General features: G+C 42.4%; 14 protein-coding genes. 11 read left to right on the top strand and 3 right to left on the bottom strand.

Translation table 11 applies throughout. The features are described 5' to 3' along the window. Positions 1-23: 23 nt before the first annotated feature. From QZ735_RS06850 to QZ735_RS06835, 4 genes are all read left to right on the top strand, one after another. Positions 24-1511: an OmpA family protein gene (locus tag QZ735_RS06850; protein WP_294246005.1), complete on the top strand. Its 1488-nt coding sequence runs from the start codon at positions 24-26 to the stop codon at positions 1509-1511. A gap of 93 nt (positions 1512-1604) precedes the next feature. After that, positions 1605-2345, top strand: a complete 741-nt coding sequence (locus QZ735_RS06845) for a YebC/PmpR family DNA-binding transcriptional regulator (protein ID WP_294246002.1) — start codon at positions 1605-1607, stop codon at positions 2343-2345. Between the two features lie 55 nt (positions 2346-2400). Next, positions 2401-3225: a UDP-2,3-diacylglucosamine diphosphatase gene (locus QZ735_RS06840; protein WP_294246000.1), complete on the top strand. Its 825-nt coding sequence runs from the start codon at positions 2401-2403 to the stop codon at positions 3223-3225. Then, entirely contained in the window at positions 3225-4202 is a 978-nt protein-coding gene (locus QZ735_RS06835) for a glycosyltransferase family protein (protein ID WP_294245998.1), read from the top strand. The genes QZ735_RS06840 and QZ735_RS06835 overlap by 1 nt, the downstream gene beginning before the upstream one ends. Here the strand turns inward: QZ735_RS06835 and QZ735_RS06830 are convergent. Together QZ735_RS06830 and QZ735_RS06825 are read right to left on the bottom strand one after the other, a co-directional pair. Continuing rightward, positions 4191-4532, bottom strand: a complete 342-nt coding sequence (locus QZ735_RS06830) for a GNAT family N-acetyltransferase (protein WP_294246007.1) — start codon at positions 4530-4532, stop codon at positions 4191-4193. The two genes, QZ735_RS06835 and QZ735_RS06830, sit on opposite strands and share 12 nt — an antisense overlap. A gap of 87 nt (positions 4533-4619) precedes the next feature. Further along, positions 4620-5369 (bottom strand): RDD family protein, encoded by a 750-nt coding sequence (locus tag QZ735_RS06825; RefSeq protein WP_294245995.1) that lies wholly within the window; start codon positions 5367-5369, stop codon positions 4620-4622. A 26-nt stretch (positions 5370-5395) separates the two neighbouring features. Here QZ735_RS06825 and QZ735_RS06820 point away from each other — a divergent pair, with 26 nt between their 5' ends. From QZ735_RS06820 to QZ735_RS06790, 7 genes are all read left to right on the top strand, one after another. After that, positions 5396-6379 carry a stage II sporulation protein M gene (locus QZ735_RS06820; RefSeq protein ID WP_294245993.1) on the top strand — a complete coding sequence of 328 codons (984 nt, stop codon included), beginning with the start codon at positions 5396-5398 and terminating at the stop codon, positions 6377-6379. After that, a complete protein-coding gene (locus tag QZ735_RS06815) occupies positions 6363-7325 on the top strand; it encodes a DUF4013 domain-containing protein (protein ID WP_294245991.1) in 963 nt (320 codons plus the stop codon). Before QZ735_RS06820 ends, QZ735_RS06815 begins: the two co-directional genes overlap by 17 nt. Then, complete coding sequence (locus QZ735_RS06810; RefSeq protein ID WP_294245990.1) at positions 7318-8115, top strand: DUF4129 domain-containing protein; 798 nt, start codon at positions 7318-7320, stop codon at positions 8113-8115. The genes QZ735_RS06815 and QZ735_RS06810 overlap by 8 nt, the downstream gene beginning before the upstream one ends. A gap of 10 nt (positions 8116-8125) precedes the next feature. Then, positions 8126-9286, top strand: coding sequence for a hypothetical protein (locus QZ735_RS06805; protein ID WP_294245987.1), 1161 nt, complete (start codon positions 8126-8128; stop codon positions 9284-9286). A gap of 140 nt (positions 9287-9426) precedes the next feature. Beyond that, the gene (locus QZ735_RS06800) at positions 9427-10449 is read left to right on the top strand and encodes a MoxR family ATPase (RefSeq protein ID WP_294245985.1); all 1023 of its coding nucleotides are present in this window, start codon (positions 9427-9429) and stop codon (positions 10447-10449) included. 55 nt (positions 10450-10504) lie between these two features. Beyond that, the gene (locus QZ735_RS06795; RefSeq protein ID WP_294245981.1) at positions 10505-11827 is read left to right on the top strand and encodes a DUF58 domain-containing protein; all 1323 of its coding nucleotides are present in this window, start codon (positions 10505-10507) and stop codon (positions 11825-11827) included. Between the two features lie 44 nt (positions 11828-11871). Further along, positions 11872-12297 (top strand): OsmC family protein, encoded by a 426-nt coding sequence (locus QZ735_RS06790; protein ID WP_294245979.1) that lies wholly within the window; start codon positions 11872-11874, stop codon positions 12295-12297. Between the two features lie 82 nt (positions 12298-12379). Here the strand turns inward: QZ735_RS06790 and QZ735_RS06785 are convergent, their stop codons facing one another. Beyond that, on the bottom strand, positions 12380-14065 hold the full coding sequence (locus QZ735_RS06785; protein ID WP_294245973.1) for a T9SS type A sorting domain-containing protein: 1686 nt from the start codon (positions 14063-14065) through the stop codon (positions 12380-12382). Between the last annotated feature and the right edge of the window lie 60 nt (positions 14066-14125).

The following is a 14125-nucleotide window of genomic DNA, read 5'->3' as shown; positions in this document are numbered from 1 at the left end:
CAATTATTTAATCATTTAATTCTATGAAAAATCTAAAATTAGGAATTTCAGCATTGGCACTTACTGTTGCTTCTACTGTGTTCGCTCAGACTACCAACAATCCGTGGTTGATCGGGGTTGGTGCTCATGCGGAAAATCACCTTGCACAGGGAAGTAATTTCAGTAATACGTTCTCTGCTCGAAACTTGACAAAGACAATGTTCAATGTGAACAATTTCTCTATCACTCCACCTCTATCAAAACTTACTGTAGCTAGGAACATCGGTAAAGGTTTGGTAATCGACTGGCAGACTACTGTAGGAAATGTTGAGAACAAAAGATTTAACATGGGTAAAGAATTCATGTTAATGACAGGTCTTGGTTTTCAGGCTAAAGCTGCAGGGCTTTTATGGAACGAAGAATCTTGGTTCGATCCGTATTTAAGAGTAGGTGCTAACTATTTAAGACATGACTATACATCCCTGACATTCCCAAGAATGGATGCTAATGGTGTTATGGTAAACAATGGAGAAAACGGTACTGAAAACGGTAAGGCTAACTTCTTTACAGTTGCTACCGGTGCCGGTGTGAACTTCTGGTTAACGAAAAACTTCGGTTTGGGAGTACAGGGAGATTACGTATCTACTCCAGGTGATAAATCTACAGTAGCTAACTTCTGGCAGGCTTCTGCTTCCCTGAACTTCAGATTCGGAAACAGAGACAGAGATAAGGATGGTATTTTAGATAAAGACGATTTATGTCCTGATACCCCAGGTTTACCTGAGTTCCAGGGATGTCCTGATACTGACGGTGACGGAGTTCCAGATAAAGATGATCAATGTCCAGATGTAGCTGGTCCGGTTGAAAACAACGGATGCCCTTGGCCAGATACAGACGGTGACGGTGTAATCGACAAAGACGATGCTTGTCCTACAGTTGCAGGTCCGGCTGAAAACAACGGTTGTCCTTGGCCAGATACAGACGGTGACGGTATCCTTGATAAAGATGATGCTTGTCCTACCGTTCCAGGTCTTCCGGAATACAACGGATGTCCTAAGCCTAAAGATGTAATTGCTTTAGAAGCTACAGGTGCTCTTAAAGATATTTTATTCGATTTTAACAAAGCTACAATCAGACCTGAATCTAGTGGTAAGTTAGATCAAGCTGCAACAATTGTTAAGCAAGATAATAGCGCTACTTTCTTAGTTACAGGTCATACTGATGCTAAAGGTGCTGCTGCTTACAACCTTAAATTATCTAGAGAAAGAGCTGCTGCCGTAGTTGCTGCTTTAGAAGCTAGAGGAGTTAGCGGTAACCAACTTAAGTCTATCGGTGTTGGTGAAAGAGATGCTAAAGTTTCAGAAAAAGCTTCTGATGCTGAAAGAATGTCTGACAGAAAAGTAGTTGTTGAAGCAGTAAACGGTGCTGCTTGGGAAGCTTTACAGAAATCTGATCTAGAAGTTGTAGAGAAGAAAACTGTTGTTAAGAAAGCTCCGGCTAAAAGAAAAGCTCCGGCTAAAAGAAGAAAATAATTAAAATTTTCTCAATATAAATACCTCCAGTTCTTTGGGGGTATTTTTTTTTCGTTGACTTTTAGTTAATTTTGTTGAAATTTAAAAATTACAATGGGAAGAGCATTTGAATATAGAAAAGCTTCTAAAATGGCCAGATGGGATAAGATGGCCAAGACTTTCTCCAAAATAGGTAAAGACATCGCATTGGCTGTAAAAGCAGGCGGAGCAGATCCGGAATCGAATCCTGCATTGCGAAGATGCATTCAGAATGCCAAAGGAGCCAATATGCCGAAGGACAATGTTGAAAGAGCCATTAAAAAAGCAAGCGGTGCAGATGCGGAAAATTATGAAGAAGTAACCTATGAAGGATACGGACAGGGCGGAGTAGCGTTCTTTGTAGAATGTACCACCAATAATACCACCCGTACTGTAGCCAATGTACGAGCTGTTTTCAATAAATTTGACGGTAATCTTGGAAAAAACGGGGAACTGGCTTTTATTTTTGACCGTAAAGGGATTTTCACCATCGACCTGGCTCAGATTAAAATGGACTGGGATGATTTCGAAATGGAAATGATTGATGGTGGAGCAGAAGATGTGGAAAAAGATGAAGAGGAAGTAATGATTACTACGGCGTTCGAAGATTTCGGTTCTCTCTCCCATAAACTGGATGAACTGGGCATTGAAGCTAAAAGTGCCGAGCTGCAGAGAATCCCGAACAATACAAAAGAAGTGAATGAGGAACAGTTCAAGGCCAACATGAAAATGCTTGATCGTTTTGAAGAAGATGATGATGTACAGAACGTCTATCACAATATGGAAATTACAGAAGAGCTGATGAACTCGATCTAAAAAATAATATAGCATTCATATACAGTTCATTTTCAATTAGTTTCTTTGCATAAGTATGAAAAGAAACATTGATTTGGTTGTCATATCGGATGTGCATCTGGGTACTTACGGATGTAAGGCCAAAGAACTGCTGAGGTATCTGAACTCCATACAGCCGAAAATACTGGTGCTGAATGGTGATATTATTGACATCTGGCAGTTCAAAAAGTCTTACTTCCCTAAACCACACCTGAAAGTCATCCGGAAGATTATCTCCTTTGCTACCAAAAACACGGAAGTCTATTACATTACCGGAAACCATGATGAAATGTTCCGGAAGTTCACCGATTTTCAGCTGGGTAAACTTAAAGTCTGCAACAAAATCTGCCTTGATATCAACCATAAGAAAACCTGGATCTTTCACGGCGATGTATTCGACGCGTCAGTACAGCATTCCAAGTGGATTGCCAAGCTGGGCGGTAAAGGATATGACCTGCTGATCGTAATCAACAATATGGTCAACTGGTTTTTGGAGAAATTGGGCAGGGAAAAATATTCATTTTCAAAAAAAATCAAAAACAATGTAAAAAAAGCAGTTAAATACATTGGTGATTTTGAGCTTACAGCTTCAGAACTGGCTATTGATAACCATTACGATTATGTCATCTGCGGGCATATCCATCAGCCGCAGATCCGTGAGGTTAAAAGTAAGAAAGGTTCCTGTATTTATATGAATTCCGGTGACTGGATAGAGAATCTTTCGGCACTGGAATACCATGACGGGGAATGGCGGATTTTTTACTACGAAGAATATAAGCATCTGCTGAAAGACGAAGAGGCAGAAGAAATCCAGCAAATCGACAGCGCTGAACTGATGAAAATCGTAACCAATTTCAGCTGATGAAGATCCTTTACGCCTTTCAGGGGACCGGAAATGGCCATGTGGCCAGAGCCCAGGAGATTGTTCCTATTCTGAAAAAGTATGCTTCAGTAGATACGCTCATCAGTGGGCATCAGTCTCAGTTAAAAGCTGATTTTGAGTTGAACTTCAGATACAGGGGAATCTCCCTTCTCTACAATAAATCCGGCGGTCTTTCCTACCGAAAAATGATTACGGATAATAATTTCTCCGAAGCTGTCAGAATCATCAGTCAGATGGACCTTTCAGGGTATGATCTTATTATCAATGATTATGAGCCTTTAACCGGTTGGTCAGGTATGCTTAAAAAGCTTCCGATGATTGAACTGAGCCATCAGGCATCCATGCTTTTTAAAGAAACACCGAAACCGGGTAAGAAGGATTATTTGGGTGAGATGATACTCAGGTATTATGTTCCGGGAAACCGGAGAATCGGTTTTCACTTTGACAATTACCATTCTCGTATTAAGAAGCCGGTCATCAGGCGCAAAATAAGAAGTCTTCAGCCTGACAAAAAAGGATTTTACCTGGTCTATCTGCCGAGCTTTTCCGATGAAAACATTATAAAGGTGCTCAGGCAGGTTCCTGTAGAATGGAAAATCTTTTCCAAATATGCAAAGACCCTCTTCAGGACCGGTAATGTAGAAGTCTTTCCGATTGATGAGATGCATTATCTGCATTTATTTGAAAATTGCGAAGGCATTCTCTGCAATGCAGGTTTTGAAACACCGGCAGAAGCTCTTTTCATGGATAAAAAGCTGTATGTAATTCCTATCCATAATCAATACGAACAAGCCTGTAACGCATGTGCACTGGACCTCATGGGAATTCTCAACTCAAAAACACTTGATGCGGAAGAAATAAAAAAGTGGGTGGCCTGCGATCAGCATATCAGAGTAGACTACCCCGATGATATTGAAGAGATTCTGGTTAACGAAGTATTGACGTCAACGTTTTAAAAATACATCCTGCACATCATTCATCCGCATCATGACTGCCCTGGCGTATGAGCAGTGAGGATAAACCTGCATGTTTTTTTCTCTGGCGAGTTTAATAGCTTCTTCCACCAGGAATTTCCCCATTCCGCGTCCTTCGAATTCCCTGTGTACCAATACAAAGGAAATAACAAACCGGCGGTCTTCCGGAAAAAGTGTATAGGTAAGCCTGCCGACTTCTTTCGTCTCATTGTGAAGGGTAATGACACCTCCGTTTCCTGATATATGGTTCTCAAATTTCATAAGCCAAGATTTTTCAGGTAGAAAAGTACAAAAACTGCACCGTGATGAAATGGATGACCGGCGGTAAGTGGTTAATCATGAATGCCGCTTAACTGCTGTTACCCTGATAATGAAAATGTCCGGCAAATGGCTGCTGGTTCAGCTTTCTTTTCCTGTGTAGTAATTATAGTCCTTGATAACCACGCCGATAAACTGCCGTTCCGTCATTTTTGTAGGATCGATTTCCAGTTTAAGGATACTTTTTATTTTATCGGAAAGTTTGTTGATGATCTTCCGGTCATCTACCTTTATGGCTTTTGTATAGTTGTCTTTTATGATCCGCATGTCATTATCACTCAGTGCAATTACCTGAGGAAAGGTAGGAATGTAATCTTCTTTAATGTTTTCCAGGATGGTATGGGAAATAGTGACGGAATTTTTCAGTGAAATAACGGCTGTACCGGCAGCAATATCGCCCAGCCGCTGGCTGCTTTTAGAGATGACCATTGAAACCAGTCCGATGATACCGGCAAAAGAAGTATCGATAATCCTGAATACCCAACGGATCATATAGTCTCCTAGTCCGGCCTGGTAACCGTCTATTTTCACCACCCTGATTTTCATGACCTTCTTTCCTGGCGTTTGCCCTTCCATCAGACTTTCCAGAACTACCGGATAAACCCCTGTAGGAAAAAGCAGTATGATGTAAACGGCCATTACGGACCATTGATCCAGACCGTTCAGCAGGTATCCCAGATCCAGCAGGTTGAAAAAAATATAAAAAACCGCAATCCCATAAGCCACCTTAATCAACAGGTCAATCATGAAAGCGATGATCCGGTCTCCAACACTGGCGACATTGAAATTAATATTTACATTTTGTGAGGTATTAATCGCGATTTGAGACATATTTTTTATTATTTTAGCCTTACAGTATGAGAGAAGTTTATTTCATTAAACAAAATAAAGAAAAATGGTTGGGAATTGAACAGGTTATCCAGGGGAAAATCAAAAAAAATCCGGATGACCTTTCTTCGCTGTATATCAACCTCATCAATGATCTTTCTTTTGCCCAGACGTATTATCCGAAAAGCAATACAACGGTTTATCTGAATCATCTGTCTTCCCAGATCTTCCAGAAGATTTACAAAACCAAAAGGATGGAGGAGAACCGGCTGTTCTATTTTTTCAAAACCGAAGTTCCGATGTTGGTATACCGGTATAGAAGATACCTGGGCTACGCTTTTCTGTTTTTTACCCTTTTTACCCTGATCGGCATTCTCTCAGCCGTTTATGATAAAGACTTTGCCAATATCATCCTGGGAGAAGGATACGTGAACCAGACCATTGAAAACATCAAGAAGGGAAATGCGGTTGGTGTTTACCAGAGCGGTTCTACCTGGGGCAGTACCATCGGGATTATTTTCAACAACATCAAAGTAGGCGCAAAACTGTACATCTATGGCATTTTCGGCGGAGTGGGTACCCTGTGGGCATTGCTTTCAAATAGTGTAATGCTGGGTTCGTTCCAATACTTTTTCTATGATTACGGAGCGCTGAAAGACAGTGCGCGGGGAATATGGCTGCACGGGGTTTTTGAGATTTTTTCCATGGTGGTGGAAGCCATGTGCGGGCTGATCCTGGGAACATCTATTCTGTTTCCCCGTACTTTTTCAAGATTCGATTCCTTTAAAAACGGTTTCCGGGATTCCTTTAAAATATTTTTAAGCACAGTCCCTTTTACCATCTGTGCCGGCATTATTGAAGGCTATGTGACAAGGCATGCTTTGAAAATGCCTCTGCTGCTAAATCTGGTCATTATCTTCGGATCTATGGCGGTAATCGGATTCTATTACCTGATCTATCCTTCCATGGTCAATAAAAAATTAAACACTAAAATCCATGATACAGTTTTATAAAAAAAGGGATTTCGGAAGCTTTATCAGTGACAGTTTCGCTTTTTTCAGACTTTACGGAAAGAATTATTTCAGGAATTACATTCTCCTGAACGGGCTGCTTCTCATTCTGATGGTTGTGGTCATCGTATTGGGCTTCAGGGAGTTTTTAGGAGTGGTTTTCGGATCCAATACAAGCGGGCAGAGTTATTATATGGAACAGTTTTATGCTGACAATGTCGGAATGTTCATTGTTTCAGGAATTCTCCTGGCGATCCTGAGTTCCGCACTGATGATCATTAATCTCCTTTTCCCTGTATTTTACCTGAAAAGAATTACGCAAGGTCAGCAGAATATAAAAGCGGACGACATTCTGAATGACTTTAAAATACATTCCAGAAAAGTAGCGGTTGCTTATTTCGGACTTACCTTTCTTGTTTTTCCGGTTTCGGCCATACTTTTTGGATTTTCTTACCTGTTGGTTCTTATTTTTATCGGGATTGTAATGATGCTTTTTGTAGGGCCTACACTATTCAATGTCATTACTTTTATCTGTTATGATTATTTCAATGGAAACAGGACTTTTTTTGAGAGCCTCAGCTATGCGATGCGTGCCCAGTTTTCCTATCCGAACGGAAGGGAGAAATCTCCTTACTGGAAATACTGGGGCAGTACAACCGTTATGGGAGTGCTTTTTTATATTGCCAGCGGAGTCCTTTCCGGGATTCCTATCATCCTGTTCATTGCCAGAATCAGTACTTCTGCTCCGGATGCGCAGTTTGAGAAAAATCCACTGGACGGAGGCTTTGGGATCCTGATGTTTGTACTGTACGGGGTTTCTTCTCTTATTTCAATGCTTTTAATGAATGTCATGTACATCAACTCAGGGCTGATGTATTATGACAGCCGTACCGATTTTCACCAGCAAGCGGAACTTCAGGAAATAGAAACCATCGGAAACAATGAATAAATCACTTGTCTTCTTATGGCTGTGCTGTATCGCAGGGCCATCGGGATATGCCCAGACGGAAAAAGATCCGCCTGCCGCGGAAGCTTATGTGGATTCCCTGAGTACCGGTCATTACCATAATATGTACCGGGCCGATTCCGTGCTGATGAAGAATCCGGTAACGGAAAATACAGTCTATCCGAAGAAATTTAACGATAAGATTCCGTCACGGTACAAAGGAAAGGACTTTGATTATACTACGGTAAAACCCAGGATGTCTTTTTGGGAAAAGCTGATGAATAAAGTATACAGACTCCTGGAAAGCATATTCGGGAAAACGGTTTTTACCAGTTCCGGGAATATAGCCGGTGTGCTGATCCGCCTTTTCGCCATTGTCCTGGTAGGCTTTCTGCTGTATTTCATTATTAAATATTTCATCGGTAAAGACGGCGCTTTCCTGTTCGGGAAGAAAAACAGGAAGCTGGATATTCAGGAAGAAGACCTGCATGAAAACATCCATGAGATCAACTTCCCCGAAAGTATCCTCAGGTTTGAAAACGCTGGCGATTTCCGTTCTGCGGTGAGGTACCATTTTTTGTGGGTGCTCAAGAAGCTCAGCGATAAAAAACGTATTGCCTGGAACCCTGAAAAGACCAACAGGGATTACCTGGCAGAACTGGAGGCTCCGCATCTGAAAGATCAATTTTATAGTCTTTCCTACATTTTTGATTATGTATGGTACGGAGAATTTGCCATCACTCAAGAAGACTATACCAAGTTCCGCGATCAATATCAATCCTTTAATCCGTAATACATCTGTTATGAACAAAACTTTCAGAATATATGCCGTGATTCTCCTTCTTGTGTTGGTGATCCTGGCGTTGTTTGAAATCAACAAGACGGAAAGTACGGATTGGAGAAAGAATTTCGAGATCGGTGAGAAATCCCCGTTCGGCCTTTTTGTGTTTGATAAGGAAAGCAACGGCCTTTTCAATGATAAACTGAAAAAGATAGAGCAGGCGCCGTATGATTATTACGGCCGGCAGAAAAAGGCTCCGCACAATATTCTTGTCATTGAAAATACAATAGACCAGGAGTCCTGGAACAAAATTTTTGAGCAGGTTTCCGAAGGCTCTGATGCCATGCTCATCATTTCCGATATTCCCAAAGAAATTTCGGACAGCATCGGATATTATGATTCCAAAATTTCTTTTGAGGACGAAAATGTTTTGAAGCTGACGGACCGGAAATACCAGAACGATTTTATCAGGCTGGATAAATTTCCTTCGGGAAGAGGTTTCACTTTTATCAGGCCGGGCGTCGAAGTGCTCGGGAAAACAGTGGAAGAAAACAATACAGACCAGGCCAACTTTATCAGGGCCCGTTTTGGAAAGGGAAATTTTTATATTCACTGCGAGCCGCTTTTCCTTACGAACTACTACCTGCTGAAAAGCGGGAATGCAAAATATGCCCAGGATGTTTTTTCGTATCTTAGTGACAGGGAAACCCTGTGGTTTGTAGAAGGCAGTTCGGGGAGTTCGCAGTTTTTCCTGCGGTTCATCCTCTCAAATCCTGCCCTGAAATATGCCTGGTGGGTCCTGCTGGGAGGGTTGGTCCTGTTTATTTTCTTCAATGCCAAAAGAAAACAACGCATTGTCCCGGTGATAGAGCCTTTAAAAAATACTTCGGTGGATTTTGTTAAAAGCATCGGCAACCTATACCTTCAGGAAGGCGATTTTCATGATATGATGGCCAAAAAAGCACAGTATTTCCTGAACCGGGTAAGAATAGACCTCCTGATCGATACACAGCATCTGGACGGAGCGTTTGAAAAAAAACTCCATCTGAAAACCGGGAAACCTTCGGAAATGATCAGTGAAGCCGTACAGTACATAAAAAAGGCGCAGGATCCCTACGCAGCCGTTATGAAAGAAGACCTTGCAAAAATGAACAGGCTGCTGGACGAGATCATTGCGATATAATAATGTAGCAATGTAGCAATGTAGCAATGTAGCAATGTAACAATGTAATAATGTAGCAATGTGACAATGTAGCAGTATAACAATGCAACGGTAGGGTGATGGATTAAGATCAGATTAAACTCATTAAAATAAAAATAAATATGGAAAATCAATATACGGATAATCAGGGCTCGATTGATCTCAATAAAAAAGAAGAAACATTTCAGTCGAGAATTGATATGATCGAACTGCGGGCAAGCCTCGATAAAGTAAAAACTGAAATTGCAAAAGTGATCGTAGGCCAGGAAAGCATGATCGAGCACCTGCTGGCAGCGCTGCTATCCAACGGCCACGTCCTGATTGAAGGGGTGCCCGGAGTTGCCAAAACCATCACGGCCAAATTGCTGGCCCGGACCATTGATGTAGACTTCAGCAGGATCCAGTTTACTCCGGACCTGATGCCGTCCGATATTCTGGGCACTTCTGTATTCAATGTGAAAGATGCTGAGTTTGAATTTAAAAAGGGCCCGGTATTTTCCCATTTTATCCTGATCGATGAGATCAACAGGTCTCCGGCGAAAACCCAGTCTGCCCTGTTCGAGGTGATGGAGGAACGCCAGGTAACGATGGACGGGACACGGTATGTGATGGATGAGCCGTTTCTGGTAGTGGCTACCCAGAATCCTATCGAACATGAAGGAACCTACAGGCTACCGGAAGCCCAGCTGGACCGTTTCCTGTTTAAAATCAATGTCGGTTATCCCTCGCTGGAACATGAGATTGCCATCATCAGGAACCAGCATGAAACAAAGACGGAAGATAAAACAGAAGCTGTAGATAAAGTCATTACGGCTGCACAGCTGAAAACTTATCAGCAGCTGGTCAAAGAGATTATCGTAGAATCCCAACTGATCGAATACATTGCCAAAATCATTGTAAATACCCGTGAAAACCAATTCCTGTATCTTGGGGCTTCACCGAGAGCCAGCCTGGCCCTGCTGACGGCATCAAAAGCATTTGCCGCATTGCGGGGAAGAGATTTCGTAACACCGGAAGACATTAAGAAGGCAAGCTATGCCGTCCTGAGGCACAGGGTGATCGTTTCGCCGGAAAGAGAAATGGAAGGGCTGACAGCTGACGAAATCATCAGACAGATCCTGGAAGGCATCGAGATCCCGAGATAGAAAAGCCTTATTGTTTCAGTTTTAGCCAGATCATCATCTGTAGCCAGTATAATCAATGAAAAATCTTTATATCAATACCCGTTTTTTCTTTGTACTCATCGGAGTAGGGATCCTGTATGTTTTGGCGTTTTTCTTTCCGTTTCTCATGATAGCGGCTCATGCTGTTGTGCTGCTTTGCCTGCTGGCTGCCTTTGTAGATTATCTCTTCGTGTTCAGCCGCAAGGCGGGAATTCTGGCGCAGCGTATCCTTCCGGAAAAACTATCGAACGGCGATGAAAATCCGGTGAAGATTGATATCAGAAACAATTATGGTTTTACGATCAAAGTCTACGTCATCGATGAAATCCCGTTCCAGTTCCAGAAGAGGGACTTTTTGATTGAGAAGCAGATTGAAGCCGGAAAGAACAGTTTCTTTCAATACATCCTGGAGCCTAAAGAGCGCGGGGAATATCACTTCGGAAACCTGAATGTGTATGTTTCGTCACCTTTGGGATTTGTTTCGAAGCGTTTCACCTTTCAAAAGGATGCCCATCTGGCTGCTTATCCGTCCTTCATCCATTTACGGAAATATGAGCTGATGGCCCTGCAGAGTGAATTCCTGCTGGGCGGGATCAAGAAGATACGGAAGCTGGGTCATACGATGGAATTTGAACAGATCAGGGAATATGTTCCGGGAGATGATATCAGAACCATCAACTGGAAGGCCACTTCTAAATCCAGCCGTTTAATGGTGAATCAGTTTCAGGACGAAAAAGCGCAGCGTATCTTTATGCTGATCGATACCGGAAGAACCATGAAAATGCCTTTCAGAGGATTGAGTCTTCTGGATTATTCCATCAACGCAGCTATGGCGCTTTCACACATCATTCTGAAAAAAGGTGATCGCGCAGGAATGATGACCTTTTCGAAAAAAACGGAAAATAAAATTGCAGCAGACAATAAATCCGGCCATCTCAGGAAAATATCAGATGCCCTTTACAATATCAGAACCGATTTTTTTGAGAGTGATTTTAACCGGTTGTACCAGGATATCAAGTATTCGCTGAACCAGCGGAGCCTGATCCTGCTGTTTACCAATTTTGAAACGCTGGACGGGCTGAACCGGCAGATGAAATACCTGCGGGGGATCGCCAAGAACCACCTGCTGGTTGTTGTATTCTTTAAAAATCCGGAGATGCAAACCCTTATTCATCAAAATCCTGAGACAATACAGGGTATTTATGATGAAATCGTTGCAGAAAAGTTTGAGTTTGAAAAAAAACTGATCATTCAGGAGCTGCGCAAGTACGGGATTTACACGGTATATACCTTGCCTGAAAATCTGAATGTGGATGTGATTAATAAATACCTGGAGATTAAAGCCAGAGGAATTTTGTAATTTTGAATAAGCAATAAGCAATAAGCAATAAGCAATAAGCAACAATGAAAATAACCCTTAACAGAATCAACGACGATTTTTTGTTTGAATGTACCAACGCCCAGGGCAATTCGATTATGCTGGATAATACTTCCCGGCCTGGCGCAACGGGAGTATCGCCGATGGAAAGCGTGATGATGGCCGTTGCCGGATGCAGCGGAATCGATGTGGTTTCCATCCTGAAGAAACAGCGCCAGGAAATTACAGGATTCAAAGCTGAAGTGGAAGGAGAAAGAATTCCGGTGGAGGACGCCAAACCTTTTAAATCCATTACCGTGAAATTCATGCTGGAAGGAAATATTGATCCTAAAAAAGCCTATAAAGCCGCCCAGCTATCATTTGAGAAGTATTGCTCGGTGTCCAAGACCCTGGAACCGAATGTTGAAATACGATATGAAGTGTCTGTAAACGGAGAAGCGGTGCAGGTTTAGTTTCATTTAATGATCAGCAAAATATAAAACGCGGCCGGAAATTTAATTCCGGCCGCGTTTTCATGTAAAAATTGCGTATTATCTATTTTTTAATCGTTTTCATACTTTTTACGGAACCGTCTTTCATAGTCAATGTCAGAATATACATTCCTGATTTCAGTCCTCCGAGGGATAAGGCTGAAGCAGGGTTATCCACAGTCTGTACCATAGCTCCCGAAAGATCGGTAACCACTGCTTTTCTTATGTTTTCAGACTTCTCAAGATATAAAGTATCCGCAAAAGGGTTAGGATAAGCAATTCTTGCCGCTTTCTCTGCTTTTACTTCAGAGGTGGCCAGTACGTTCGGCTGAAGGGTAACGGTAACGGTAAAAGTACCGTCATCAACTTTATTGAAGCTGGTGCTGCACCCTGTTCCTCCGTATGTTCTCCAGGCTCTCAATTCAAAATTTACTGTTCCGGTAAGGTCATTTGCCAGCGTAAGGCCTGTCCTGTTATAAGAATAGGTTCCGCTGCTATTATCCGATCCCAAAGATACGGAAGCTTCCGTATTCCCGTTATTCGTACATACCAGTAAACTTCTCTGCTCAGACATCCATCCGCCGCCTGCAGCTGTCATGGCATAGGAAACCGAAGTAGTCTGTATCTTGTATCCCGCAGGAACAGAAATGCTTACTGATCCCGCACATGAAGTAGCAGATGCTGTCGTAACTCCTGAATCATCAAACAGGGTGCTGATATCGCCAGAAGTATACGTTACTGAGATCTGTCCCGGAACAAACTGTTTCATTCTCCAGAAGCTCTGTGAAGAGCCTCCGCAGTTGGAACGTACCCAGAAATAATAAGTCTGTCCTATAGTAAGTGAATTTCCTAAATTTACCGAAGTTCCTGAAGTTACTGTGCCTGTTGGGATTGTGGTTGCAGTAGGGGCGGTAGGAGAAGTGCTGTAGTAATATTGGTATCCTGCCGCCGGAGCACCGCTGGCCGGTGCTGTCCAGCTTAAGGTGGCACCTGTCATGGTGGTGTTGGCCATAATGTCAGTAGGAGAACTGCAGGGGTTATAGGCATTTGCTGAAAAACCGAAAATGTTGGGAATTCCCCCGGATCCTGTTTTGGTAACCGTTACACTGCTTATCGTTTTAGACTGGTTGCCTGTATCAATAGCCAAAGGAATCTGGTACATTCTCGGGTTGGTCCCGAAACCGGACTCAAGATTGTCATTGTTCTTGTTTATCCTCCCTATTCCCAGGATAGCATAATTATCTCCGTTATACCAGTCGGAGATTGCCAGTCCGGTAAAGGTCTGTGAGGTATTATCTGTAAAATTAACTGTTGCATCTACCGTACAGGATCCGCTTCCTCCTGTTGCCAGCATGTATACTGTGCTTGCAGACAGCGGATTTGAAAACTGTAATGTTCCGCTGTCACTGGTATTCTGCAGCCGCAGGGAATTATTGGTACTGTACGATCCCAGCTGGTACGTAAGACCCGGTGTGGAATTTACGGCAGAGTTGATTGTGCCGTTAACCGGAAGACCGTAAGTGAGAGCAGTGCTGCCTGCCGTTAGCTGGAAATCACGGGAAATAAATGCATAATCCACCCCATCTACATCACTATTGGTAGAACTGGCAGATGGCCCTACACCGTTTGCAATAACATCTGCATTAAAACCATTCTGGATCACCAGGGGCTGGTAGTCCTGAGCATACAGGGAATTTGTAAAAATACCGGTAAAAGCCATACCGGCAACAATAAGTAGTTTTCCTTTCATAATACTTTTTATTTAATACCATGCTAAGATAGGTATTTAATAGGGAAAATACACTTATTG

This window comes from uncultured Chryseobacterium sp., from assembly GCF_913776365.1.
Lineage (GTDB): Bacteria > Bacteroidota > Bacteroidia > Flavobacteriales > Weeksellaceae > Chryseobacterium.
Note: the sequence above shows the minus strand (reverse complement) of the source record. Positions and strands in the feature narration are given on the sequence as shown.